Origin of the sequence: Sphingomonas turrisvirgatae (assembly GCF_001721295.1) — a bacterium.
Lineage (GTDB): Bacteria > Pseudomonadota > Alphaproteobacteria > Sphingomonadales > Sphingomonadaceae > Sphingomonas > Sphingomonas turrisvirgatae.
In genome coordinates this window covers 73,264-96,800 of the sequence record NZ_MDDS01000007.1, presented here as the reverse complement: position 1 = coordinate 96,800, position 23,537 = coordinate 73,264, and the positions used below count along the sequence as shown (strand labels likewise).

Sequence of the window (23,537 nt, the reverse complement as noted above, 5' to 3'; positions counted from 1 at the left end):
GTCGTACGAGCGCTCGTACGACCAGTCTCAGAACCGAAAACTTCCCGCACCGCCCGCGCCCTCGTCAAAGACGATAAGCATCCCGGCTACGGCCAAACGAGCAAGGCGGCCCTCATGCCACGCTTACTCAGAGACTCCTTCTATCGAAGCCTCACAGCCGACCCTTACGTGCCTTGCCCTGAGGGAACTCGGCCGGTGCCGGAGCAGCGGCATATATGTGAGCGCGTTGGCCCCAAGCTAAAGCTGTAGCCCCTAGGTGCTGACCGTACTCGTACGTCGGCGAACGGGCGCCTAAGGCGAGGCCGCCTCGTTTGATCCGGAACGAGGCGAGGCGCTGCGGTTATGGAAGTGCATGGCCCGGTTCGCCTGAGACTGTCGCTTGAGCCAGCGGGATGGGACCGCGTCCTCCGCCACGCTGCGGCGCCGCCGCTGGACCAAATGTGCGACTCCAATCCCGCCGCCGATCAATGCGGCTCCTCCGAAAGCCAATTTCAGCCAGGTGTTGCGCACCATCTCAGGCCCTCCGTCCCGCATCCCCTGCACCAGGCGCAGGCGAGAAATACTTCTCGTATTTACCCGCTTCTCCATTCCTCTCATCCGCATCCGCCGGCGGCACCCCCTTCCGGGTGATGTTCGGCCATTGCGGAGCATAGGTGGCGTTCAACTCGCGCCAGAAATCGATGCCTGCCTCCGTGTCAGGCAGGATTGCCTCGGCCGGGCACTCGGGCTCGCAAACGCCGCAGTCGATGCACTCGTCCGGATTGATGGCGAGCATCGCCTCGCCTTCGTAAAAGCAGTCGACGGGGCACACTTCCACGCAATCCATATATTTGCACCGGATGCAGTTCTCCGTGACGACATAAGTCATGGAGCTACCGACGCTTGAGCGGTCGGTTGGTTCACCTCGTTTGCCCCGCGAGCTCCCAATCGACGGCGACTCAACACGTGACGAAGGTCAGTGGGGATCATTGGACACAGAGCCTGATCACCGCGTTTCATTTTGCGGTCTACAGCCCCTTGACCTTCCCATGGTGGGAAGCCGCATCTCGTGTCTCAGACACCAAGGATCATCAAATGGCCGATCATAGCTGCTGCTCTTCCAACACTGCGACTCCCTCGCGAGACACAGCTCTTCACGAGGTGAAGGATCCAGTCTGTGGGATGACCGTCGACCCGGCAACGGCCAAGCACCAGCATGAGCTCGGCGAGACCAAATACTATTTCTGCAGCGCCGGCTGCAAAGCGAAGTTCGCCAGCAATCCGGACCGCTACCTCAATCCGGCCGGAACTGACCCTGCCGTGCTTCACCCGGCGATGGGCACGCTCCCGCAGGCTGCAGAAGGCAGCGTCTGGACCTGCCCAATGCATCCGGAGGTTCGTCGATCCGGTCCTGACAGCTGCCCGATTTGCGGCATGGCACTGGAACCCCTTGAGCCCACTTTGGACGAGGGCCCGAACCCTGAGCTGATTGACTTCACGCGCCGTTTCTGGGTCTCTGCCATTCTCTCGCTACCGCTGCTGGTGCTCACCATGGGTGCCGATCTGTTCGGCTGGCGGATACTTCCGCCTCGCACTTCCTCCCTAGTGCAGCTTGCGATTGCGACCCCTGTAGTCCTGTGGGCGGGGTGGCCCTTCTTTGAGCGCGGCTGGGCGTCAGTGAAGACGCGCAACCTCAACATGTTCACTCTGATCGCAATCGGTGTCGGAGTGGCATACGCCTACAGTGCCTTTGCAGCGCTGTTCCCCGGCGCCTTCCCGCCCTCCTTCCGCTCGCACGAGGGCGAAGTCCCGATCTACTTCGAAGCAGCGGCGATCATCACCGCCCTCGTTCTCCTCGGCCAGGTGCTGGAGCTTCGCGCGCGAGCAGCCACCGGACAGGCTATACGTGCTCTCCTGGGGCTGGCGCCCAAGACGGCTCGCATTGTTCGGGAGAACGGTCTGGAGGAAGACATCGACCTGGAGCTCGTCCAGGTGGGCGACGTGCTCCGCGTCCGACCGGGCGAGAAGGTGCCCGTCGACGGCGTCGTCCTCGAAGGACGCTCGAGCGTGGACGAGTCGATGCTCACTGGCGAGCCGGTCCCCGTCACAAAGACGGAAGGCGATCCCGTCACCGGCGCGACCGTCAATGGAACCGGCGCGCTGCTCGTGCGCGCCGAGCGTGTTGGTCAGGACACCATGCTATCGCAGATCGTCCGCATGGTCGCTGACGCTCAGCGTTCCCGGGCACCGATTCAGAGCTTGGCGGACAAGGTCTCAGGCTGGTTCGTCCCCGCCGTTGTCTTCATCGCGCTCCTGTCATTCGCGATCTGGTCGATCTTCGGTCCCGCGCCCGCAATGGGCTTCGCTCTCGTCAACGCGGTCGCGGTTCTAATCATCGCCTGCCCCTGCGCCCTCGGACTGGCAACGCCCATGTCGATCATGGTCGGGACCGGACGCGGCGCTCAGGCAGGCGTCCTCGTGAAGAATGCCGAGGCGCTCGAGCTGATGGAGAAGATCGACACCCTCGTCATCGACAAGACCGGCACCCTGACGGAAGGCAAACCCCGGCTCGTCGCCGTCCATGCGACGGGCGACACCAGCGAGGAAGACCTGCTTCGCCTTGCGGCAGCGCTGGAGCGCGGAAGCGAACACCCGCTCGGCGAGGCGATTGTCGCGGCCGCGCATGAGCGAGGGTTCTCGCTTCCCGACACGAGCAACTTTGAGTCCCACACCGGCAAGGGCGTCACCGGGCTCGTCGACGGGCGACAGGTTGCACTGGGCAACGCCGCCATGATGACCGCCGCACGCGTCAACGCAGGCGCCGTGCAGGAACAGGCCGCCCAACTCCGGAGCCAAGGCCAGGGCGTCATGTTCGCGGCGATCGACGGCCGCATGGCGGGTCTCCTCGTGGTTGCAGATCCCGTCAAGGGAACTGCCGCATCTGCGGTCAGGGCTTTGACGCACGATGGCGTCCGGGTGATCATGCTCACCGGCGACAACCGGGGAACAGCCGATGCCGTTGCTCGCCAGGTCGGCGGCATCGACGAGGTGATCGCCGACGTACTGCCGGATCAGAAGCAGGCTGTTGTCGAGCGCCTCAGGGCTGCTGGCGCACGGGTCGCCATGGCTGGGGACGGCATCAATGATGCTCCAGCCCTCGCCGCAGCCGATGTCGGCATCGCCATGGGTACGGGCACGGACGTCGCGATGGAAAGCGCCGCTGTGACGCTTGTGAAGGGCGATTTGACTGGCATTGTGCGCGCGAGGCGCCTCTCCCGCGCGGTGATGCGCAATATCCGCCAGAACCTGTTCTTTGCGTTCATTTTCAATGCGCTGGCAGTCCCGATCGCGGCCGGGGTTCTTTACCCGCTGTTCGCGATCCTCCTCAGCCCGATCATCGCTGGAGCTGCCATGGCGCTTAGTTCGGTCACGGTCATCAGCAATGCGCTTCGCTTGAGACGAGTAAAGCTTACCTGACGCCCCCGTCAGGCAACGTAAAAGGGCGCCAGCGGCTGACGGCGCAGGTGCCGGCCGCATCTGAACCCGAACCACTTCAACGGCAGCAGCTGAGGAATACTTCAATTGCCTACGCCCTTCGAGCTTGTCGGGCTCCTCACCCATGTCCTTGTGCTGCCACTCGGCCTTGGCGGACTGTTGGTCCTCATTCCCCTGGCTCGAGGTCGTCGGGCGGGCGCCGGCCTTCTGCTGATGGCAGGATCGATGGCCTTAATCATAATGGAGCCTCGCTGGCAGCTCGGCTTTGTAGGCGCGACTGCCTATGCCGCTGCATTCCTTGCGGCGCTTTGGCTCCTCCTGGGTCCGGACCGAGCAACGCCGGAAGCAAAGGTCGACTTGCGCCAGGCGGGCCAGGTGGGCAAACGCCATGCTTGAAGACTGAGGCTCGGCCTGCGCCACCGGAAAGCGCAAGTGAGCGCGTCCCGCGTGGGCATTGCGGTACTTGCCATCCAAGCACCTTTCGCACATCCGGAAACCCGAGCGCTAAGATCAGGGGGCCGACTTGGCGCGAGCAACAACCCGGTTCCGTTTGACCAACCTGCCCGAGTTCAATGTTTTCGTTTTCGCGTTCCTGCTGAACTACCCATGGGAGCTCATGCAAGTGCCTCTCTACCGTGCAATGCCCGATGCGGCACACTGGGATGCCATCAAGGTCTGCACCCGCGCAACGCTCGGCGACGGTGTCATCATGCTGCTCGCCTACTGGGGTGCGGCCTTTTTGGTCCGGGACAGGTGGTGGATCGCTCGTCCGCGCTTGGCGCCAATCCTTACGTTGATCGGGATCGGCGTGGCGATCACCGTTCTGCTCGAACGCCTGGCGATCGTCTCAAACGATCCGAACCGGGGCTGGCGCTACGCGACTGCTATGCCGATCGTTCCGGTGCTCGAGATCGGCCTCACACCGTTTCTGCAGTGGGTGATTCTTCCGCTGCTGCTCGTCTGGTTCGTCAAGCGCCAGCTCGCGGGCGCGAGATCGCACGACACCTAAGCGCGTCGCCAATTCAGACGCAAAGAAGACGCCGCGAACATGCCGCGGCGCCTCCCTTGCTCCCGACAAGGGCCTTAGCGCTTCGTGGTCGGCGCAGCCGGCTTGTCTTCCATCATCTTCATCATCTTCTCGCAGCGGTCCATCATCTGCGCCATTTCGCCGTGGTTCATCATGTCGCTTTTCTCCTTCTGATCGCCGCGGGCCATCATCTGGCGATGCTGCTCGGCGGTCATCCCGGGCATGGATCCGCTCGGCTGCTGGGCCACGGCAGTCGTGGCCAAACCAAGCACAGCGACCATCCCAAATGCCGCAATTTTCAAGTTCTTCATTTCTCTTCTCCTCGGTGAAGTCAGGAAACTCGGAGGCGCAGGAACGCGCCCCGAGGCTAGATGCGCGTGATCTTCGTCACTGTGTAAGAGCCTTCGCCCTCGAAACGGAATTTCACCCGCTGGCCTGCCTTCACGTTTCCGAGCACGCCCTTGTCGAGCTTGAACGTCATGGTCATCGCCGGCCACTTCTTGGCAGCGATCGGATCATGCGCGATGGTGATGGTGCCCTTGGCAGCATCGATGGTCTTCACGACGCCGGTGGCGTGCGTGACCTTCTCGGAATCCGAGCCGTCGGCCGCCATCATCTGCTTGTGCTGCTCGGGGGTCATTCCGCCGTGGGTGCTCCCGGACTGCGCAACTGCGGAGGTGCCGAGGCTAACGGCAGCCACCGCGCTTGTTGCCGCGATCGAGAAAATCTTCTTCATCGTCCGTATTCCTCCTAATTTCATCGTCTCGCAAAAGTCTTGCGCCGTCAGCGCCGTCGAGCTCGGCTCTTGGCGTCTCCCCGCTGCTTGAAGAGGCACATTCCGCACATGACGAGACACGGAAGAACGTAGAAAAGCGGCGCAATTGCCGCGAAGCCGAACACCGCCGAGCCTGTCACCAGGCCGATCACCAGCAAAGCAGCCGCCGCACCCATCGGCCACGTCATAGGGCCGCTCTTCTGGCCGCTTCCACAGCAGCCGTTGTTCGTCTCGGCGGCCTTAAAATCCGCAAGTGGAACCCGAGCGGTGGGAGTCCGCGTCGTCATCCGTAAAACCCATCTTCCCGTCTTAGAGACAGGAAGATGGGGCTTGCCATCATGGGAAGGTCAATAGGTATTCGAAGATTTCTCACACATCGCAGAAGCGCGAGCAGACTTTAGGCCCCCCTGCGGTTCAAGCGAGCACCGAATTCGCCTCGCTTTGCCCCGCGTCGCCGATCTGCATGGTGCTCCAGCTGACAGCTCGCTGGAGGGCCCAGTCTCAAAGGCTAACACCTCACCGGAGCAGGCCCGAGAGGGTTTGAGCCGAACAAAGAAATATTTGAGAACCCCTCTTGACTCCGTACTGTAGTACGGCTGCTACACTTGCTCTGAGGTGGTAAATGAAGATAGAAGAATACACGATTGGAAAGGCAGCTAGCGCCGCCGGCGTCGGAATTGAAACGATCCGCTTCTATGAGCGGCAGCAGCTGATCGAGCAGCCGCCAAAGCCGCTCGGGACCGGCGCGCGACTCTACTCGGGTGACACGGTCCGGCGCATTCGGTTCATCAAGGAGGCGCAGGAAATAGGATTCTCCCTGCGCGAAGCCAAGGAGCTGCTCGCGCTGCGCACGGATCCGTCAGCCGACTGCGCAGAGGTCCGCGATCTCGCCACTATCAAGCTGGCCGACGTGCACCAGAAGATCCGCCGGCTTCAGGCCATCGGCGCCGCCCTGGAGCGGCTGGTCGCAACCTGTCCCGGCTGCGGTGGTCTTGAGGCGTGCACCATTATGGATGCGCTCACCTCCTCCGACAGCGCCAGACCAGGACACTCCTGCGAACCGGTCCCCAAACAGACCGACGAAAGGGCATCAACGATGAAAACAACGACCTTCACGATCGAAGGCCTGCGCTGCAACGCCTGCGCCGAAAAGGTGAAGCAGCTGGTGGAAAAGGTGCCGGGAGTTTCCGCCGTATCGGTGTCGTTCGAGAACCGGCAGGCAAGGATCCTCTATGAGCCTAATGCCGTCACCGAAGACGCCCTGGCCGCCAGGATCGAGAAGCCGGGCTACCGTGTCGTCGAGCGACGCTGAACCAAGTTTCCGCCCTCCCAGCTTAGTTCGCAAGGAACGGACATGACGATCACCGCCATCGCAGACACAGGCTTTCAGCCTTGGACGGAGGAGCCGGCTGAGCGCTCCGATCGAGCGCGCATCCGAGCGCGAATCGGCGGCCTCCATTGTTCGCTCTGCACGGGCACGATCGAGAAGGCGCTCGGCCGCGAGCCCGGCGTGAATAAGGTGGCGGTCAGCCTCACCCATGAGCAGGCGCTCGTCGAGTATGATCCTGCCGTCGCCCGTCCAGAGAAGCTGCTCCAGACTCTCCGGGACATCGGCTACACCATCTCGGACCCGAGGAAGGTTCGGCCGTTCGAGGAGGAAGAGCAGGAGCTCGTCCGCGAGAGCCGGCGGTTTGTGGTCGCGGTCGCGTTCAGCGTCGCCTCCATCCCAATCATCGCCGATCCGACCGTGGGCTGGATCGGCTTCCTCCCCGCGCTGGTATGCCTCTCTCTGGGCGCGATGGTCTTTCTCGTTCTGAAGAAGACCAGCATCTGGACCGCTAGCCTCGCTACCGGTGGCCTGGCGATCATGGCCTTGAGCCTGCTGTACCTCAACCTGATGGGACACCTCGGGGCAGCAGCCCCCTGGATCGTAGCCGCCCTCGCGCTGGTTCTAGTCTTCGGGGTGGGACGTCACATCCTTCACATGGCCGTGCAGGCACTTCGGCGCGGCATCCTAAACCAGCATGTCCTGCTGGAGATCGGCGCCTTCGCTGGAATCGTCGGCGGCATTATCGGCCTCGTGATGGACCGGCCAGGATATCCCACGGCCGCGTTCTTCGCGGTCTCAGTGATGGTCGCGACCTATCACATCTTCTCAGAGTGGCTTTCGCTGATCGTGAAGACCCGCAGCTCGCAGGCGGTGAAGAAGCTTCTCAATCTACAGCCAGAAACGGCGTCCGTCATGCGCGATGGGGTGGAGGTTGAGCTGCCGCTTAGCGCGGTGAGGGTCGGCGATCACATTCGAATCAGACCTGGCGAACGGATCCCCGTCGACGGGACTGTCCTCAGCGGCCGCTCAGGCGTCGATCAGTCGCTCGTCACCGGTGAACCTGTTCCAATCGAGAAAGGCATCGGCGACGCCGTAATCGGCGGCTCAATCAACGGCACAGGCACGCTTCTGCTTCTCACCACGGCCGTAGGCGAAGGCAGCTTCCTCCAGCGCATCATCCGCGAGGTTGAGGACGCGCGCGCTTTGAAGCCCGGCCTCCTCCATTTAGTAGACCGCGTTCTTCAGATCTACACGCCGACGGTCCTCGGGGTGGCTGCCCTCGCCGTAGTCGGCTGGCTCGCGGGCTCTTGGCTCTCCAGCGGCCAGGCGGACGTGGAGCGGGCCGTCTTCGCCGGTCTCAGTGTCCTCGTGATGGGCTATCCATGCGCTGTCGGCATCTCCGCTCCGCTCTCGATCGTGCGCGGCGCTGGCGAAGCGGCGGGCCACGGCATATTGATGCGTACGGGCGAGGCGTTTCAGGGCTACCGGCTCGCGAAGCGCATCGTACTCGATAAGACTGGGACGCTGACGCTTGGCCGGCCGGCCGTGCGCGAGATTGAGGCGATCGAGGGCACGGAAAACGAGCTGCTGGCTCTGGCCGCCGCAGCTGAAGTATCATCCGAGCATCCGCTGGCCCAGGCGATCGTACAGGCTGCCTTCGAAGTCGATGCAGTTCCGCCGCGCGTGGAGACGTTCGAAGCGGTCCCGGGGAAGGGCGTCGCCGCACGAATCGGTGGTGAGAATGTCCTTGTCGGCAGCCCACGGTTCGTGGCCGAGCAAGGCATCAACGCGGCGTCATTGGAGGAGCGGATTGCGACGCTGGAAGAGGCAGGTAGAACCGTCATCGCCGTGGCGCGTGAACGTCGCCTGCTCGGCATCATAGCTCTCGGCGACACGGTCCGCCCCAAAGCTCGCGAAGCACTGGCAGCACTCCGCCGCGATGGAGTGACCCCATTCATGGTCACTGGTGATAACGAACGCGCCGCCCGCCGCGTCGCGGCCGACCTCGGCATCGAGGAGGTGCACGCCGGCGTTCTACCGCACGAAAAGGCAGAAATCGTCAGGCAGCTCCAGTCCGGCGGCACGCGGGTCGCCATGGTTGGCGACGGTATCAACGACGCGCCTGCCTTGATGCAGGCGGATGTCGGCATCGCGATGGGGGGCGGTACCGACATCGCCATTGAGTCTGCCGACATCATCATCCTCTCGAACCGGCTAGAGGCGCTTCCGCTTGCGAGGGAGATCAGCAGGCGGAGCTACGGGAAGATGCTCCAGAATGTGATCCTGGCTTTCGCCTTCAACGGGATTGGAATCCCCATCGCCGCGACCGGTCTCATCCACCCTGTGTGGGCGATGGTCGCGATGGCCGTCAGCGTGACCGCGATCTTCATCAACTCGCTCTCCGGCCAACCGAGACTCTTCTTCGAGGCGATATCCAGTGTCGGTCAGCCTGCCGCCGCCGTGCCGAAAACTGCGTGAGGCAGATGATATGACAGGAATGAAAGGAAGCACCGATGTCTGACCAGCGCCTGAGACGCCGCTCGTTGGCGCTGACGTCGCTGATTGTCCTCGCCGTGGCCGGCGTGGGCATCGGCGCGGTGGCATCCATCTCCCGAGTTGGGCCCGAGGACGCAGCCACTCCGCGCGCGCACGCTGCACATAGCGTCGCTACCCGGGTGGTGAACATGCCGGTCGACGGCATGGTCTGCCTTTCTTGCGCGGCCACAATCAAGCAGAAGCTCAAAGCGGTGGAAGGCGTTAGTAACGTCGAGATCGTGTTCGCCCAGCGCCTCTTCAGGATCACCTACTTCGCCAACCGGCCGGACGTGCCTCGGCGAGCTGCCGCCGCGATCAACAACCTCGGGTACAAGGCCGGCGCACCGGTGCAAATCCGGTGAACCTCGATACGGTCCTGCAATCGCTCAGCACAGGCGACCACGGTGCAATCTACGCGCTTGGGATCACCTTCGTTGCGGGCTTGGTGGCGAGCGCTGTCTGCCCGTGCACATTGCCCGTCGGCTTGGGCGTCGCGAGTGTCGCCAGCGCATCCGAGGCAGGGAAGCAGCGCAGCGGTTTCTACATAGCCGCCGCGTTCTCCACCGGGGTCGTCGCCAGCCTCACCATTCTGGGCGCCCTCGCAGCTCAATTGGGAGCGCTGACTACAGAATGGTTCGGTCGCAACTGGGCTCTGGGGATGGCAATCGTCACGCTCGGCGCAGCGCTCTCGGCCTTTCTCTGGCCAAGGGTCAAGCTTGATCGTCTCGCGTCATGGCGGCGGCCCGGAATGGCCGGGGCATTCCTTTATGGATTGGCCTTCAGCGTTGGGACATCCGTGGCACCACTCCTGCTCCTCCTCACTGTTGCAGCGGCGGCGGGACGAGCGGAGCAGGGTATTCTCCTCGCCTTCGTGTTCGGCCTCGGTCGAGCACTGCCGTTCCTCGTCGTCGGCGCCGCCGCATCGACGGTGACCCGGATGGCGAGGATAAGCGTCTGGAGCCGCGTGGTTCAGACCGCCAGCGGCGTGATCCTACTCGGTCTCAGCGGCTATTACGGCTGGCTCTACACAGCGCTCGCCTAACTTGAGGGAAAAAGTCTTGTTCACGAGCAAGCTGTCGTCGGAGGTCACCTTCTCCGTGACCGACATGATGTGCGAAGGCTGCGCCGAGAAGGTGCAAGCCATCCTGAGCGCCGTCGAGGGCGTTCAGAAGGTGAAGTCGAGTGTCTGGCGCAAGCGTGTCCGGGTCCAGTTTGATCCAGACCGCGTCGAGAGCGGTCGGCTACGCGCTGAGCTCGAGGCGGGCGGCTTTGCGGCAGGTGAGGTCACTAAGTGATGGCGGCCCATGCACCAGACCCAGAACAGAGCCGAGAGCGCGCTCTGCGGGTGCTCTCCGTCGCGACCTTCGCCATCTTCTTCCAAGCCTTCATGGTAGCGCCGATCATACCGAGCCTGGCGAGCACCTTCGGCGCCACCCCGCAGGCAGCGGGGGTGATTGTCCCGGCCTACCTGATACCGTACGGAGTGGCGACGCTGGTCTATGGGCTGTTGGCGGATCGCTTGGGCCTCTGGCGCATCATGACCGCCTCGCTTCTTGCTTTCTCAATCCTCACAGCCGCCACGGCCACGGCTCAGTCGATCGAGCAGCTGGCGCTGTGGAGGCTGCTGACGGGCCTCGGAGCTGCGGGCGTCGTGCCTTTGGCCCTTGTCTTGGTTGGGCGGCTCTACCCTTATGAACAACGCGGCCGACCCCTTGGGTGGCTCTTCGGCGCCATGGCCGGCGGTATGGCGTTCGGCTCCACGTTCGGAGCTCTCCTCGAGCCGTATGTCGGCTGGCGCGGGATCTTCCTTGCGGTCGGGATTTCAGGTTTCGGGATCCTCCTTGCACTTCGCGCCAGCCGGCGGGAGCTGAGTGGATCGGCCCCGGCTGCTGGAAGCTTGGGCGCTCTCTTTCAAGGATACCGCGAGCTCGTCGCCACTGCTCGAGGAACGCGGACATACGCCTACGTCTTCCTGAATTCCGTATTCCACTCGGGCGTGTTCACCTGGCTCGGGCTCTACCTTGAGCAGCGATACGCCCTCGGCCCAATCGGCATCGGCCTGGCCCTACTCGGCTATGGCGTTCCCGGTTTCCTCTTCGGCCCGATTATCGGACGCATGGCCGATCGGTGGGGCCGAGGCAGACTTCTTCCCGGCGGGCTAGTGCTCGGCGCCCTTGCAGCCGCGGCCATGATGCTCGACATGCCGCTCATCGCGGCCGCCTTGGCGATCACCGTCCTCTCCCTTGGTTACGACATGACGCAGCCGCTGTTTGCCGGCATCATCACTTCGCTAGGCGGACAAAGACCGGGCCAGGCGATGGGGCTCAACGTATTCACCTTGTTCACAGGCTTTGGACTAGGCGCGCTGCTGTTTGGCGAGGCGCTGAGGCTCGGCTTTGATGTAGCCTTTGGTCTCTTCGCCCTGACGGAGCTGGCGCTCGCAGTAGGCGCGCTTCGCCTGTTCCGGTCGGAGATGCCCAAAGTTGGTGCGCCGTAACGAGAGCTGGTCATTGAAACGAGAGGTTCGGCATGGCTTCTGCGAGCGATCTTGAGGACGCTGTCTTCTTCGCCTTTCGCCAAGCCTATGCTCAGCAGCGACTGGACGTAGCGGAGCTCCTCCTTCAAGCCCTAGAACTGCTTGCCCGAGATGAGAAGGATGAGCGGCTTGCGGACGCTTATCGGCTCATCCAGAAAGCGGACCGGCGCTAACAGGGGTGGGTGCCGCACCCGCCCGATTGTCGCGGACATACAAAAACCAAACCGCCAGCCCGATGACTGTAAACCCCATCATAGTGATTGCCATCAACTGTCCCGAATGACCGACCGCTGTCGGCCCGAAACTCGAGATCAGCGTCATCAATAGCGTCTGAAGGAAGCCCTGAACCGACGAGACCATGCCCCGGGCGCGCGGAAATAGGTCCATTGTCGCAAGGGTGATCGTGGGAGATGCCATCGCCATACCAGCGCTGAACAGCATAACCGGAAGGATCACCCAAGGGACCACGGGCGGCAAGAACACATGGTAGCCCACATTGAGAGCGGCGGCCGTAATCATAACTGCGTAAGCTGCGGTCACCGTTTTACGGGATGAGAGGCGGTCGGCGAGACGGCCGGAAATGTACGCGCCAAGCATCACTCCGGCCGTGGCGGGGATGAACAGCCAGCCGAACTGATCACGACCAAGCCCGAGAAATTCCAGCACGAACACCGGAGCCGAGGCGACGTAGAGGAAGAAGCCGGCGAAATTGAAGCTCAATGCAGCGGTAAGGAGCCAGAATGGGCGGGATCTCAGAACGGCCAAGTATCCCTTGAACAGGGCACGTGGCCTGAACGAGGTCCGGGCATCCAGCGCTAGGCTTTCAGGAAACCGGAGCCAGCTGAACGCGAGTAGCAGAGCGGCTAGGGCTGCCATGAATATGAAGACCGACTGCCATGGGAAATATCGGGCGAGCCATCCCCCGAGGAGGGGAGCAACCGCAGGGGCGATGGCGAAGATCATCTGGACGTGGGCCAACACCCGCTGCGCTCGCGGCCCTTCGAGCGTGTCTCGAACCGTCGCCCGTCCCGCGATGCTCCCGGCACCGACAGCCAGCCCCTGTGCCATCCTGAAGAGCAGCAGAAGCACTACGCTCGAAGCAAGCGCTGCGCCCAGCGACGCCGCGAGATACACCGCCAGTCCAACGAGGATGATCCGCCGGCGGCCGAACGCATCCGAGAGCGGGCCATGCAGGAGCATCATGAAACCGAAGGCCGCGAGATAGGCACTAAGGGTTTGCTGGATCTCTGCCTGGCTTGCCCCCATCGCCATCATCAATGCTGGGAAGAACGGCATGTAAGTGGAGATCGAGAACGGCCCCAGCATCGCGTAGCCGCCCACCAGGAACGCCAGCGAGCTATGGCGCGCGCCTTCAAGAGGCTGCTCACGCATTCATGGGCGATTCATCAGAGCTCCACAAACGATGAGCCCACTCCTATCGCGCCTTTCTGTATCGGCAAGCAAGGATGTAGCCTTCTGGGGGGGGCGAAACATCTTGAGCGCCTGAATTGATATTCCGCCTAGATCAGCTTCTGCTCGTCGAACATTCGCTCAATTAGCGGGCACTCAGTCGATTGACCTGTATCGCAGGTGATCACCATGTCCTTGAGAACGGCCTCCATACCGCGAAGATCCGCGAGCTTCGCCTGCACATTTTGAAGATGCGCCGCCGCCAAGTCGCGCACCTCTGCGCAAGGGCGGTCCCGCTCATCGACGAGCCGCAGCAATGTCTTCACTTCTGAGAGGGTGAAGCCCAGCACGCGCGCCTTCATGACAAAAGCCAAGCGCTTCAGATGGCCAGTGCCGTAAAGCCGGTGCCCTCCGTCCGATCGGGCCGGATGGGGGATGATGCCTGCCTTTTCGTAGTACCGGATGGTTTCAATGTTGCAGCCGGTTTTCCGCGCCAGCACCCCAATCGTGAACCGGGGGGCGAGATCCTGGAGTATTTTTTTGTCGATCATGATTTAGCCCTTGTATCTGTAGTTACTACAGATCCTATATGGCTCGTGTAGATGGTTTTCCGAAGCCCCACAACGGTCAGGATTTCTGATCAGAAGGCACATCTGCCGAGCATTGTTCGCTTTGCTAGCCGAGAACAAGGACACGAAAATGAGAAAGGTGATCTTCGCCGGAAGCGTGGCTGCCGCGTTGCTGACAGCAGCGGCCGCCACACCTGGGATCGCCCTCGTGGCAGGCTCGCCGGCCTCATCTCAGGGCCCTAAGCCGTCGGCAGGACAGCGCATCACGACCTTGAACGTCGTCAACGTGAGCTGTGCTACGTGCGCACCGATCGTGAAGGCGGCGCTCAGCCGCATTCGAGGCGTCATCGATGTCTCGGTGGAAGAGCGGGCAGGCGCATCTGCGACCGCCCGGGTAGCCCACGATCCTCGGCTCGTCACCCCGTCTGCGCTTGCTGCGGCTGTCACTGAAGCTGGCTTCCCAACCAGCGTCGCACAGTAGGCGTCATCGAGGGCCGCGTACCGGGCTGCCGCCACCGATCAACGATTAGGAAATTGCAATGACCGACTGCTGCGGGCCGCGCCCGAACGAGGCCATACGCTACGATCTTGCCGTAGTAGGGAATGGGTCCGCCGGCTTCTCAGCCGCCATCACTGCCGCTGAGCAAGGCGCGCAGGTGGCCATGATTGGCCATGGGACCATCGGCGGGACGTGCGTGAATGTCGGGTGCGTGCCGTCCAAGGCCATGATCCGGGCAACTGAGGCCGTGTATCACGCGAATGCGGCGAGCGCGAAGTTCGCCGGTGTCGAGGCGGCAGGAGCTGTCGTCGACTGGAAGGCGCTGGTTGCTCAGAAGGACCAACTCGTCACATCGCTTCGCCAAGCGAAATACGCTGACCTTCTCCCTTCGTACAACAATGTCGCCTACGTCGAAGGGCAGGCGAAGCTCGCGCCCGGGGGCGTTCAGGTGGATGGCCGGCTCATCTCGGCCGGGAAGGTGATCATCGCCACCGGCACGCGGCCTGCTGTCCCAGCTATTCCAGGCGTGGCGCAGGTGCCGTACCTTACGAGCACCACGGCCCTTGAGCTTGAGGAGCTTCCCAAGTCCTTGCTCGTGCTTGGAGGCGGCTATGTCGGGGTCGAGCTCGCGCAAACCCTGGCGCGTGCTGGCGTGAAGGTGACGCTGATATTCCGATCACGCCTTCTGCCCGAGGCAGAGCCGGAGATCGGGGCGGCGTTGGAGGGCTACTTAGAGGCCGAGGGGGTCCAGATCGCCAGCGGCGTCTCATACCAGGCTATTCGCCACGTGCACGGCCGCATCGAGCTCGACGTGGAGCATGCTGGTCGCAGCGTGACCTTGGCGGCGGAGCAGGTGCTGGTCACGACTGGCCGGGCACCCAATGTCGAGGGGCTCGGGCTCGCAGAGCTCGGTATTGAGACAACCCCGAACGGCGGCATCAAGGTCGACGATCGGCTCCGGACCACACGCGCTGGCTTCTACGCTGCCGGCGATGTCACTGGACGCGACCAGTTCGTCTACATGGCTGCCTACGGAGCAAAGCTCGCGGCGAAGAACGCCCTTAACGGTGACAGTCTGGTTTATAGCAACCGCGCAATGCCTGCTGTCGTTTTTTCAGACCCTCAGGTTGGCAGCGTCGGGCTCACCGAAGCTCAGGCCCGCGCCGCCGGGTTCCAGGTCAGGACGTCCATCGTCACGCTCGACCACGTTCCACGCGCTCTTGCGGCAAGGGATACGCGGGGGCTGATCAAGCTGGTTGCCGATGGCCGAACCAGAGAGCTTCTCGGAGCACACATCCTCGCGCCTGAGGGCGCCGACAGCATCCAGACTGCGGCCATCGCCATCCGGTGCGGCCTCACGATCGACGATCTGGCGGAATCGATCTTTCCCTACCTTACGACGGTGGAGGGGCTGAAGCTCGCTGCGCAGACTTTCGACAAGGATGTCAGCAAGCTCTCCTGCTGCGCCGGGTGAACCAAAAAAACAGCTTGAACCTGGAGTTGCTACAGGTGGTAGCTCCTGAGCTTGCATGAACAAGAGGTAGGTTGATCGTGTTGAAAATCCCTGATGCCAAGCGGTCCGTTACCGCCGCCGCTCCCGGCCGCCGGACTTGGATCGCCGTCGGCGGAGGTGTTCTTGGCGCTGTGGGCGCTGCCTCCTGCTGCATCGCGCCTCTTCTGCTGTTCTCGCTTGGAATAAGCGGGGCCTGGATCGGCAGTCTCACGGCGCTCGCGCCTTACCAGCCGCTCTTCGTCGGCTTGGCAGCCGTCGCCCTCATTTTCGGGTTCATTCGGGTTTACGCGCGCCCTCAGGCCGATTGTGAGGAAGGCAGCTACTGCGCCAAGCCGGCCTCTAAACGGCTTCTGAAGATTGCGCTGTGGGCCACAACCCTCCTCGTTCTGGCAGCGATAAGCTTCCCGTACGTTGCCGTCTATTTCTTGTGAGTTTGAGTAGGAGCCTATCCATGAAGTTCATCAAAGCAGCGGTTATCGCGACCTTGGCCGCGACGAGTGTTCCCGCCCTCGCGGCAGTCCGCACCGTCACGCTGGCCGTTGATAACATGACATGCGTCACCTGCGTCCCGATGGTGAAGAAGAGTCTCAGCCAAATTCGCGGCGTGAAGCGTGTGGCAGTCTCGGTCGAGGCCAAGACAGCCACTGTCGTTTACGACGACAAGGCAACGAACGTGGCTGAGCTCGTGAAGGCGACCACGAACGCTGGATACCCCTCGCGATTGAAGCGCTCAGCAAGTCAGCAACGACGCGCTCGTTGATCAGCCGAGGCAGGAGGAATCCGTGATGGGGACCCAGCAAAGCTCTGGCAACGAGGTTGATCCGGCCGACACGACCGACTTCGCCGCCAAGCCGCCGATGGGCACGGTCATAGCGTTGCTGAGCGGCTTTCACTTCCTCTGCTGCGGCATACCCATCATGGTGGCTTCGGGAGTGTCTCTAAACAGCCTAATGCCGTCTTCGAATGTGGTGGGAGCCCTCACGGCCCTGTCAGCATCGGCCGGACTCATCTGGCATCTGAGGAGACGCTGCGCTTCCTGCGTTCCGTCGGAAGCAGTGACATCGGGTCCACACCACCGACAGGACACTGCAGCTCCCGCTCACCGAGGCCCATCAGCCGGTTTCGAGGTGTGACCAAGTCATACGACCTCATCGTGATCGGCAGCGGCACAGCCGCCATGGTCGCGGCCAACCGAATGGCGGCTGCAGGGAAGAAGGTTGCAGTGGCCGACTACCGGCCATTCGGCGGCACCTGTGCCCTGCGAGGTTGCGATCCGAAGAAGATGCTGATTACGGGTGCGCAGGTCATGGACGACATCCGCCGCATGCGCGGGCACGGTGTCGCGGCGGACGGCGCGCACATCGAGTGGCGCGACCTCATGGAGTTCAAGCGCACCTTCACGGGGCCCGTCCCGGGCAAACAGCTGAAGAACTACGCCGCAAAAGGCGTCGACACCTACCACGAGCATGCCCGCTTCGCAGGACCGAACAGTCTCGAACTTGAGCGTAGCGGCATCATCGAGGCGACGAACGTTCTGATCGCGGCTGGAGCGCGCCCGGTCCCCCTCGGCTTTCCTGGGGAGGAGCACCTGATGGACAATGAGGGGTTCCTTGAGCTCGACGAGCTGCCCGCCCGCATCGTCATGGTCGGCGGCGGCTATATCGCATCAGAGTTCTCCCACATCGCTGCGCGTGCCGGTGCCAAAGTGACGGTCCTTCAGCGCGGCAAGCGCATCCTCCCTCAGTTCGACGGAGATCTCGTGGGCTGGCTCATGGAAGCCTTCGACGCCGCCGGGATCGAAGTCCGGACCGGCCACTCAGTGGAAGCCGTCGAGAAGACCGATGAAGGATATATCATACGTGTCCGCTCTGCTGACGGAGGGACAGCGGCGGTCCATGCTGATCTGGTCGTCCACGCCGCCGGTCGCATCCCGGATTTGGACTCTCTCGGGCTTGAAGCGGCCGGAGTTGAACGGGACCAGTGCGGGCGCCTGAAGCTCAACGAGCATCTACAGAGCGTTTCCAATCCAGCTGTCTATGCCGCCGGCGATGCTGCGGCACAAGGGCCGCCACTGACCCCAGTCTCCAGCCACGATGCCAAGGTCGTTGTTGCCAATCTGCTCGAGGGCAACACGTATTGTCCCGATTATCGCGCCATCCCAAGCGTTGCCTTCACAATTCCACCTATCGCATCGGTCGGGCTCAGCGAGGAGGAGGCGCGTTCCAAGGGGTTCAAGTTCAGCCTGAAGTCTGAGCAAGCCTCGACCTGGTACACGGCCAGACGCGTCGCCGAGAGCGTCTATGGCTTCAAAGTGATGGTCGAGGAGGGCTCGAAGCTCATCCTGGGAGCCCATCTCGTCGGTCCTCATGTCGATGAGGTCATCAATGTCTTTGGACTCGCGATGCGCCATGGACTGACGGCGGATGACATCAAAAGCACCATGTTTGCGTATCCCACGGGCGCGTCGGACATCGGATACATGGTCTGACAGCGGTGATCCTGCTGCGACTGTTCGTTCCTCGGGCTCCTGCAGGGATGGCCCTCCGGCACTAGTGCTCAAGGAAGCCTAAGGCTCTCTCCTACCCGGACACAAAGAAGGCGCCACAGACATGCTGCGGCGCCCTCCACGCTTCGACAAGGTATCTTAGCGCTTCGTCGTGGACGCAGCGGGCTTGTCGCCCATCTCCTTCATCATCTTCTCGCAGCGGTCCATCATCTTGGCCATGTCCGCGTGGTTCATCATCATGCCACCCTGCCCTTTCTGGTCCCCACCGGACATCATCTGACGGTGCTGCTCAGCGGTCATGCCCGGCGTAGACCCGCCCGACTGCTGGGCCATCGCCGTGGTCGCGAGGCCCAGTGTGGCGGCAATTGCGATGGCTGCTACTTTCATGGTCTTCATCTCTATTCTCCTCGTTGCGTTCACGACGTTCGGAGGCGCAGGCACCTCCGTGAGCCTTAGATCCGCGTCATCTTCGTCACGGTGTAAGAGCCTTCACCCTCGAAACAGAACTTGACCCGCTGACCAGCCCGAACCTTGCCGAGCCCGCCCTTGTTGAGCTTGAACGTCATGGTCATGGCCGGCCACTTCTTGGCCGCGATTGGATCGTGTGCGATTGTGATGGTGCCCTTCGCAGCATCGACGGCCTTCACCACGCCGGTGGCGTGTGTGACCTTCTCAGAAGCAGCACCATCGCCGGCCATCATCTGCTTGTGCTGCTCTGCCGTCATCTGACCATGCCCCTCATGCTGAGCGAACGCAGCACTGCTGAAGCTGAGCGCGGCAGCGGCGCCGAGGGCGAGAAACTTGATACTCTTCACGTTTGATACTCCTGTGATCCAGGCGAGTGGTGATCCACCAGCCAAGTTGTCGGTAAATCGGCTGGCGGATTAGTTGGTTGAACTCTTATCGGCAGGCACCCACACCCGGACAGGGGGACGGAGCGGCGCTCTCGGGCCAGGCGCCTGCCTCGGGTCCGGGCGCCAGGCCCACTTGCCCTCGGCTGAAGTCTTCCTGGTGCTCTGAAGGCCCGTGGCGGAGGCGCGCTTGTCCTTTTTCGCCATCATCTCCTCGCAGCGCTCCATCATCGCCATCATCCGGCGGTGCATATCGGGATCGGACATCCACTGCCCCCGCCCGGTTGCCCCACCGGCCGACATCATTTGCTGATGCTCTTCGGCGCTCATCCCGCCCTGCACGCTCCCCGCCTGTGCGAAGGCAGGGGCGCTGAAGCCAAGAGCAGCCAGCGTGCCCGCCGCGATCGTGATAAACTTCTTCATGGTCAGTGTTCCTTTCCTGAAGGTGTGGTCAGCCTAAGTTCGCGTTCCGCGCCCTGGCTTAGCTCTTCGCGGTTCCGCCGTGCTTGAAGAGGCACATGCCGCACATGGCGAGGCAGGGAAGCGCATAGAGAAGCGGCGCGATCGCCGCGAAGCCGAACACCGCTGAGCCTGTGACCAAGCCGAGCACGAGCAAGGCCACTGCCGCGAACATCAGCCACTTCATGCGGCCGCCCTTCTGGCCCGTCTCACAGCAGCCCTGCCTCGTCTCCGATGCCTTCGCATCGGCGACCGGAACGAGCGCGGTGGAGGTCTGCGTCGTCATGCTCGAAACCCTTCTTCCTATCTCACAGATCGAAAGATGCGGCTTCCCATCGTGGGAAGGTCAATAGGGGTTTCGAAGAATTTTTTGCGAGCTGAGAACCGTCGTCACTTGCTGCGCCGGCGGTGAATCGTTGCAGTGCAGAGTTATCGAACTCATCGCTGACTGGAGCGAACGCTAAGAGCCCTGCTAATGGAATGCCTTGCGCCTGCCGCGACGGCAAGGAGCAGTTCGACCAGGTGATGACCGCGGTGCGCGCCAGCCCCGAGCTGGTCGCGTTGGGGAAGGACGGACGCGACCAGGAGCGGTTCACGTCGCGCGACATGATCGCGGTGGAGGCCCGGCTCGAGCGCAGCGCCGGCGCGCTGGCGGCGCGCGACGGTCACGGCATCGCCGATCGCCAGCGTGACGCCGCGATCGGCGCGGCCCAGGGCAGGGGGCTCGTCTTGTCGGCCGAGCAGCGCGACGCCCTCGACCATATCACCGGCCGCAAGGGGCTGGCGTCGGTCGTCGGCTACGCCGGCAGCGGCAAATCCGCGATGTTGGGCGTCGCGCGCGAGGCTTGGGAGCGGCAGGGCTACCAGGTGCGCGGTGCGGCCTTGTCGGGGATCGCGGCCGAGAACCTTGAGGGCGGGTCCGGCATCCAGTCCCGCACCCTCGCCAGCCTTGAGCACGCATGGGGGCAGGGGCGCGAGCAGCTAGGCCCGCGTGACGTGCTGGTGGTGGACGAGGCGGGCATGATCGGCTCGCGCCAGATGGAGCGGGTGTTGAGCCAGGCGCGTGACGCCGGGGCCAAGGTCGTGATGATCGGCGACCCCGAGCAGTTACAGGCGATCGAGGCGGGCGCGGCGTTCCGCAGCGTCACCGAGCGGCACGGCGCGGCCGAGATCACCGAGATTCGCCGGCAGCGCGAGGATTGGCAGCGCGACGCCACCCGCGCGCTGGCGACCGGGCGCACCGGCGAGGCGATCCACGCCTATGACGGCAAGGGCATGGTCCACGCGGCCGACACGCGCGAGCAGGCGCGGGGCGAGCTGGTCGATGGCTGGGATCGGCAGCGCCAGGCCGAACCGGGCAAATCCCGCATCATCCTCACCCACACCAACGCCGAGGTCCGCGAGCTGAACGAGGAAGCGCGCGGCCGACTTCGCGCGACCGGCGACCTTGGCGACGACGTGACGTTCAGCGCCGACCGGGGGACGCGCGCGTTCGCGCGCGGCGACCGCCTGATGTTCCTGCGGAACGAGCGGTCGCTAGGGGTGAAGAACGGCACGCTTGGCACGATCGAGCAGGTATCGGCCGAGGGGATGAAGGTTCGGCTCGACAGCGGCGCGCGGGTCGCGTTCGACGCAAAGGACTATGCCGCGGTCGATCACGGCTACGCCGCCACTTTCCATAAGGCGCAGGGCGTGACCGTCGATCACGCCCACGTCCTCGCCACCCCCGGCATGGACCGCCACAGCGCCTATGTCGGCATGTCGCGGCATCGTGATGACGTGCAGCTCCATTACGGGCGCGACGACTTCGCCGACCAGCGCCAGCTCGTCCGCGCCATGTCGCGCGACCGGGGCAAGGACATGGCCGGCGACTATGCGCGGCCCGAGCAGGACCAGGCCCGTGCGTTCGCCGATCGGCGCGAGATCCGGTTCCCGGAACTCGCGCGTCAGGTGGCGGAGAAGGTGCGCGACAAGGCCAGGGGCATGTTCGCCGGGTTCCGGCCGAAACCGACGTCGGAAAAAACGACGTCGCCGGAGCGCATCGCGGCCGATCGGCCGCTGGCGCCCTCGCAGGCCCGTGCGATCGAACGCTATGGGCGCGCCGCGGCCGATATAGGCCGGATGTGGGAGAAGGGGTTGCCGGTGCTGGCGCACCAGGAACAGGCGCTGGCGAAGGCGGGCGACGCGCTCGACCAGGTGCGACCGAATGGCGCGCGCGACCTCGCCAGCGCGATCGAGCGCGACCCCCAGCTCGCACGCGCCGCGGCCGAAGGGAACACGGGCGGCGCGGCGAAGGCGATGGAGGTAGAGCGCCAGGTCCGTATCGACCCGGAGAAGCGTGCGGGGCGCTTCGTGGAGCAGTGGCAGGACATGAAGGCGGCGCGGGCCAGTATGGAGCGCGCCGGCGACCGCGCGGGCGCGGAGAAGCTCGGCAAGCGCATGGAGAGCATCGCGGGCGGGTTGCATCGCGACCCGCAGCTCGAATCCGCCTTGAAGCGGCACGCGCCCGAGCTGGCGTTGAACATGGAGCGGGGCCGGTCGATCGGGCAGGAGCTGGCGCAGTCGGTCGGACAAGGCCGCGACCGCGATCGTGGCATGAGCCGGTAAGGGGGACGGGTGACGGACGAGGACGATCAGGGCGGAACCGACGCGGCCGAGGCGTTCGAGGCCATGCGTGGCGAGCTGGCGCTGTTGCGCCGCGCCGTGGAGGGTCTGGCGGCCGAGCGCGGCGCGATCGACGTTCCCGACTACACCGAGACGTTAGGGCGGATGCAGCAGGGCGTGGACGCCACGGCCGCCCGCGTCGCGCTCATCAACGACGTGATCGTGCGGAGTCCGGCGCTGGCGATGACGCCGGAGCAGATGGCGCAACGGATCGCCGCGGTGGGCAACGCCGCCCGGCGCGAGGATCAGGCGGCGCTCGCCAAGGCGGGCGAGGACAAGGCCCGCGTCATGGCCGAGCTTCGCGCCATCGCCGGGTCCGCATGGACACGCGCCGACCAGAGAAACCGGCAGCTATGGTTCGCCTTGGGCGGGGTAGCGGCCGGCATCCTCGCATGGGCGATCGTGCCGGGCCTCGTCGCGCGCGAGCTCGCGCCGGCGAGCTGGCGATGGCCCGAGCGCATGGCGGCGCGGACGCTTGACATGCCCCGTTGGGAGGCAGGTCAGCGGATGATGCAGAGCGCCGACGCCGCACAGTTCCGCGCGATCGTCGCGGCCGACAAGATCGTGACGGCCAATCGTGAAACGATCGAGGGTTGCAGCAAAGCGGCGAATCGGGCGCGTGCCACAGTGCGATGCACAATTAAGGTCGCCCCGTAGTGGCCGCGTATCTATTCCGCCAAGCAATTGACAATAGACAATCCGGCCCGGTCCTCACCGTGGCACGCTTGGGCGGGTCCAATTAGAGGTCGGCGCATGGCTTCACGATCAGGCAATCAATACTAAGCGTCGTTAACCATCTTCTAATGCTTACAGTGCGATCATACAGATGCGATAGAAGTCGCACCGGGGTGAATATGAGCAGCATCTCCATCAACGACGTTATGGCCCTGCGGAACGCCGTCCTCGACAAGAACGCGGCGCTTCGGAATATAGCGAGCAACCCGAATTCTGTCGCCGTTTCCGCGGCTGCGAGAGGAGCGGCTTTTGACGCAGCGATGATCACCGCGCTGGGAACGGTGGATAGCCCAAATTCCGTCTCAGGGGTGAGCGGAGCGGCGGGCGTGTCGCAGCCAGGACACGCGGAGCCAGGCGGCTTCGCCTCTACTTTTCAGACGCAGCTTCAAAAAATTAACGCGATCAATGCGCGCGCTGGTGCTTTGACGGTCGCCTACGAACGCGGGGACGAAACCGACATTGCGAAGGTAATGCTCGCGCGGCAGGAGTCCTCGATCGCATTCGAGGCAACGTTGCAAGTTCGTAATAAAGTGCTTTCGGCCTACAAGGACATCATGAGTATGCCGGTCTAGCGCAATCTGCCGAAAGCACATCGCCTTGTCGCTAATCCGGTGCTGCGAAAAACGTTCGCACGCCAGCCCCCGCCTGCGTCCG

25 protein-coding genes and 1 pseudogene are annotated in these 23,537 nt (G+C 63.5%); 16 read left to right on the top strand and 10 right to left on the bottom strand.

The window, feature by feature from the left end:
* Window positions 1-514 precede the first annotated feature (514 nt).
* The gene (fdxA, locus tag BFL28_RS03410; RefSeq protein ID WP_069319203.1) at window positions 515-868 is read right to left on the bottom strand and encodes a ferredoxin FdxA; all 354 of its coding nucleotides are present in this window, start codon (window positions 866-868) and stop codon (window positions 515-517) included.
* 206 nt (window positions 869-1,074) lie between these two features.
* On the opposite strand from fdxA, the gene BFL28_RS03405 reads away from it, so the two are divergent.
* Together BFL28_RS03405 and BFL28_RS03395 are read left to right on the top strand one after the other, a co-directional pair.
* Complete coding sequence (locus BFL28_RS03405; RefSeq protein WP_079246896.1) at window positions 1,075-3,456, top strand: heavy metal translocating P-type ATPase; 2,382 nt, start codon at window positions 1,075-1,077, stop codon at window positions 3,454-3,456.
* A 568-nt stretch (window positions 3,457-4,024) separates the two neighbouring features.
* The gene (locus BFL28_RS03395) at window positions 4,025-4,483 is read left to right on the top strand and encodes a hypothetical protein (RefSeq protein WP_206599060.1); all 459 of its coding nucleotides are present in this window, start codon (window positions 4,025-4,027) and stop codon (window positions 4,481-4,483) included.
* A gap of 74 nt (window positions 4,484-4,557) precedes the next feature.
* Here BFL28_RS03395 and BFL28_RS03390 read toward each other — a convergent pair whose 3' ends face one another.
* The 3 genes from BFL28_RS03390 to BFL28_RS20650 are packed head-to-tail and all read right to left on the bottom strand — an operon-like array spanning window position 4,558 to window position 5,464.
* Entirely contained in the window at window positions 4,558-4,812 is a 255-nt protein-coding gene (locus BFL28_RS03390; protein WP_069319199.1) for a hypothetical protein, read from the bottom strand.
* A 56-nt stretch (window positions 4,813-4,868) separates the two neighbouring features.
* Window positions 4,869-5,237, bottom strand: coding sequence for a copper-binding protein (locus BFL28_RS03385; RefSeq protein ID WP_241527196.1), 369 nt, complete (start codon window positions 5,235-5,237; stop codon window positions 4,869-4,871).
* Window positions 5,238-5,284: 47 nt separating this feature from the next.
* Window positions 5,285-5,464: a hypothetical protein gene (locus BFL28_RS20650; RefSeq protein ID WP_131818582.1), complete on the bottom strand. Its 180-nt coding sequence runs from the start codon at window positions 5,462-5,464 to the stop codon at window positions 5,285-5,287.
* Between the two features lie 434 nt (window positions 5,465-5,898).
* Here BFL28_RS20650 and BFL28_RS03375 point away from each other — a divergent pair, with 434 nt between their 5' ends.
* The 6 genes from BFL28_RS03375 to BFL28_RS03350 are packed head-to-tail and all read left to right on the top strand — an operon-like array spanning window position 5,899 to window position 11,638.
* Window positions 5,899-6,588, top strand: a complete 690-nt coding sequence (locus BFL28_RS03375) for a MerR family DNA-binding protein (protein ID WP_069319196.1) — start codon at window positions 5,899-5,901, stop codon at window positions 6,586-6,588.
* Window positions 6,589-6,630: 42 nt separating this feature from the next.
* Complete coding sequence (locus tag BFL28_RS03370; protein WP_069319195.1) at window positions 6,631-9,084, top strand: heavy metal translocating P-type ATPase; 2,454 nt, start codon at window positions 6,631-6,633, stop codon at window positions 9,082-9,084.
* A gap of 35 nt (window positions 9,085-9,119) precedes the next feature.
* On the top strand, window positions 9,120-9,503 hold the full coding sequence (locus BFL28_RS03365) for a heavy-metal-associated domain-containing protein (protein WP_069319194.1): 384 nt from the start codon (window positions 9,120-9,122) through the stop codon (window positions 9,501-9,503).
* Window positions 9,500-10,183 (top strand): cytochrome c biogenesis CcdA family protein, encoded by a 684-nt coding sequence (locus tag BFL28_RS03360; protein WP_069319193.1) that lies wholly within the window; start codon window positions 9,500-9,502, stop codon window positions 10,181-10,183. The genes BFL28_RS03365 and BFL28_RS03360 overlap by 4 nt, the downstream gene beginning before the upstream one ends.
* 16 nt (window positions 10,184-10,199) lie before the next feature.
* A complete protein-coding gene (locus BFL28_RS03355; RefSeq protein ID WP_131818581.1) occupies window positions 10,200-10,436 on the top strand; it encodes a heavy-metal-associated domain-containing protein in 237 nt (78 codons plus the stop codon).
* Window positions 10,436-11,638 (top strand): MFS transporter, encoded by a 1,203-nt coding sequence (locus BFL28_RS03350; protein ID WP_069319191.1) that lies wholly within the window; start codon window positions 10,436-10,438, stop codon window positions 11,636-11,638. The genes BFL28_RS03355 and BFL28_RS03350 overlap by 1 nt, the downstream gene beginning before the upstream one ends.
* 186 nt (window positions 11,639-11,824) lie before the next feature.
* Here the strand turns inward: BFL28_RS03350 and BFL28_RS03340 are convergent, their stop codons facing one another.
* Window positions 11,825-13,069 (bottom strand): multidrug effflux MFS transporter, encoded by a 1,245-nt coding sequence (locus BFL28_RS03340; protein WP_069319189.1) that lies wholly within the window; start codon window positions 13,067-13,069, stop codon window positions 11,825-11,827.
* A 128-nt stretch (window positions 13,070-13,197) separates the two neighbouring features.
* The gene (locus BFL28_RS03335) at window positions 13,198-13,638 is read right to left on the bottom strand and encodes a MerR family transcriptional regulator (RefSeq protein WP_069319188.1); all 441 of its coding nucleotides are present in this window, start codon (window positions 13,636-13,638) and stop codon (window positions 13,198-13,200) included.
* A gap of 148 nt (window positions 13,639-13,786) precedes the next feature.
* Here BFL28_RS03335 and BFL28_RS03330 point away from each other — a divergent pair, with 148 nt between their 5' ends.
* The 5 genes from BFL28_RS03330 (at window position 13,787) to BFL28_RS03310 (ending at window position 18,156) form a co-directional block, all read left to right on the top strand.
* Entirely contained in the window at window positions 13,787-14,137 is a 351-nt protein-coding gene (locus BFL28_RS03330; protein ID WP_206599058.1) for a heavy-metal-associated domain-containing protein, read from the top strand.
* 58 nt (window positions 14,138-14,195) lie between these two features.
* Complete coding sequence (gene merA, locus BFL28_RS03325; RefSeq protein ID WP_037517746.1) at window positions 14,196-15,629, top strand: mercury(II) reductase; 1,434 nt, start codon at window positions 14,196-14,198, stop codon at window positions 15,627-15,629.
* Between the two features lie 77 nt (window positions 15,630-15,706).
* Complete coding sequence (locus BFL28_RS03320; RefSeq protein ID WP_004212977.1) at window positions 15,707-16,099, top strand: mercuric transporter MerT family protein; 393 nt, start codon at window positions 15,707-15,709, stop codon at window positions 16,097-16,099.
* Window positions 16,100-16,119: 20 nt separating this feature from the next.
* Window positions 16,120-16,428 (top strand): cation transporter, encoded by a 309-nt coding sequence (locus BFL28_RS03315; protein WP_004212976.1) that lies wholly within the window; start codon window positions 16,120-16,122, stop codon window positions 16,426-16,428.
* 369 nt (window positions 16,429-16,797) lie between these two features.
* The gene (locus BFL28_RS03310; protein WP_037517745.1) at window positions 16,798-18,156 is read left to right on the top strand and encodes a dihydrolipoyl dehydrogenase family protein; all 1,359 of its coding nucleotides are present in this window, start codon (window positions 16,798-16,800) and stop codon (window positions 18,154-18,156) included.
* Window positions 18,157-18,312: 156 nt separating this feature from the next.
* On the opposite strand, the gene BFL28_RS03305 is transcribed toward BFL28_RS03310, so the two are convergent.
* The 4 genes from BFL28_RS03305 to BFL28_RS03290 form a co-directional block, all read right to left on the bottom strand.
* Complete coding sequence (locus tag BFL28_RS03305; protein ID WP_004212974.1) at window positions 18,313-18,570, bottom strand: hypothetical protein; 258 nt, start codon at window positions 18,568-18,570, stop codon at window positions 18,313-18,315.
* A 56-nt stretch (window positions 18,571-18,626) separates the two neighbouring features.
* Window positions 18,627-18,989 (bottom strand): copper-binding protein, encoded by a 363-nt coding sequence (locus BFL28_RS03300; RefSeq protein WP_004212973.1) that lies wholly within the window; start codon window positions 18,987-18,989, stop codon window positions 18,627-18,629.
* Between the two features lie 69 nt (window positions 18,990-19,058).
* Window positions 19,059-19,448, bottom strand: a complete 390-nt coding sequence (locus tag BFL28_RS03295; protein ID WP_004212972.1) for a hypothetical protein — start codon at window positions 19,446-19,448, stop codon at window positions 19,059-19,061.
* Between the two features lie 58 nt (window positions 19,449-19,506).
* On the bottom strand, window positions 19,507-19,770 hold the full coding sequence (locus BFL28_RS03290) for a hypothetical protein (protein ID WP_004212971.1): 264 nt from the start codon (window positions 19,768-19,770) through the stop codon (window positions 19,507-19,509).
* A 212-nt stretch (window positions 19,771-19,982) separates the two neighbouring features.
* On the opposite strand from BFL28_RS03290, the pseudogene traA reads away from it, so the two are divergent.
* The 3 genes and pseudogenes from traA to fliE all read left to right on the top strand — a co-directional run.
* Window positions 19,983-22,091, top strand: a pseudogene (gene traA, locus BFL28_RS03285) (Ti-type conjugative transfer relaxase TraA); the annotation flags it as partial.
* A 9-nt stretch (window positions 22,092-22,100) separates the two neighbouring features.
* Entirely contained in the window at window positions 22,101-22,805 is a 705-nt protein-coding gene (locus BFL28_RS03280) for a DUF6118 family protein (RefSeq protein WP_004212966.1), read from the top strand.
* A gap of 197 nt (window positions 22,806-23,002) precedes the next feature.
* On the top strand, window positions 23,003-23,455 hold the full coding sequence (gene fliE, locus BFL28_RS03275; RefSeq protein WP_069319187.1) for a flagellar hook-basal body complex protein FliE: 453 nt from the start codon (window positions 23,003-23,005) through the stop codon (window positions 23,453-23,455).
* Window positions 23,456-23,537 lie beyond the last annotated feature (82 nt).

Coding starts and splice junctions, on each gene's coding strand:
- fdxA (WP_069319203.1), bottom strand. CDS start 868: ATGACTTATGTCGTCACGGAGAACTGCATCCGGTGCAAATATATGGAT.
- BFL28_RS03405 (WP_079246896.1), top strand. CDS start 1,075: ATGGCCGATCATAGCTGCTGCTCTTCCAACACTGCGACTCCCTCGCGA.
- BFL28_RS03390 (WP_069319199.1), bottom strand. CDS start 4,812: ATGAAGAACTTGAAAATTGCGGCATTTGGGATGGTCGCTGTGCTTGGT.
- BFL28_RS03385 (WP_241527196.1), bottom strand. CDS start 5,237: ATGAAGAAGATTTTCTCGATCGCGGCAACAAGCGCGGTGGCTGCCGTT.
- BFL28_RS20650 (WP_131818582.1), bottom strand. CDS start 5,464: ATGACGTGGCCGATGGGTGCGGCGGCTGCTTTGCTGGTGATCGGCCTG.
- BFL28_RS03375 (WP_069319196.1), top strand. CDS start 5,899: ATGAAGATAGAAGAATACACGATTGGAAAGGCAGCTAGCGCCGCCGGC.
- BFL28_RS03370 (WP_069319195.1), top strand. CDS start 6,631: ATGACGATCACCGCCATCGCAGACACAGGCTTTCAGCCTTGGACGGAG.
- BFL28_RS03365 (WP_069319194.1), top strand. CDS start 9,120: ATGTCTGACCAGCGCCTGAGACGCCGCTCGTTGGCGCTGACGTCGCTG.
- BFL28_RS03350 (WP_069319191.1), top strand. CDS start 10,436: ATGGCGGCCCATGCACCAGACCCAGAACAGAGCCGAGAGCGCGCTCTG.
- BFL28_RS03340 (WP_069319189.1), bottom strand. CDS start 13,069: ATGCGTGAGCAGCCTCTTGAAGGCGCGCGCCATAGCTCGCTGGCGTTC.
- BFL28_RS03335 (WP_069319188.1), bottom strand. CDS start 13,638: ATGATCGACAAAAAAATACTCCAGGATCTCGCCCCCCGGTTCACGATT.
- BFL28_RS03330 (WP_206599058.1), top strand. CDS start 13,787: ATGAGAAAGGTGATCTTCGCCGGAAGCGTGGCTGCCGCGTTGCTGACA.
- merA (WP_037517746.1), top strand. CDS start 14,196: ATGACCGACTGCTGCGGGCCGCGCCCGAACGAGGCCATACGCTACGAT.
- BFL28_RS03315 (WP_004212976.1), top strand. CDS start 16,120: ATGAAGTTCATCAAAGCAGCGGTTATCGCGACCTTGGCCGCGACGAGT.
- BFL28_RS03305 (WP_004212974.1), bottom strand. CDS start 18,570: ATGAAGACCATGAAAGTAGCAGCCATCGCAATTGCCGCCACACTGGGC.
- BFL28_RS03295 (WP_004212972.1), bottom strand. CDS start 19,448: ATGAAGAAGTTTATCACGATCGCGGCGGGCACGCTGGCTGCTCTTGGC.
- BFL28_RS03290 (WP_004212971.1), bottom strand. CDS start 19,770: ATGACGACGCAGACCTCCACCGCGCTCGTTCCGGTCGCCGATGCGAAG.
- fliE (WP_069319187.1), top strand. CDS start 23,003: ATGAGCAGCATCTCCATCAACGACGTTATGGCCCTGCGGAACGCCGTC.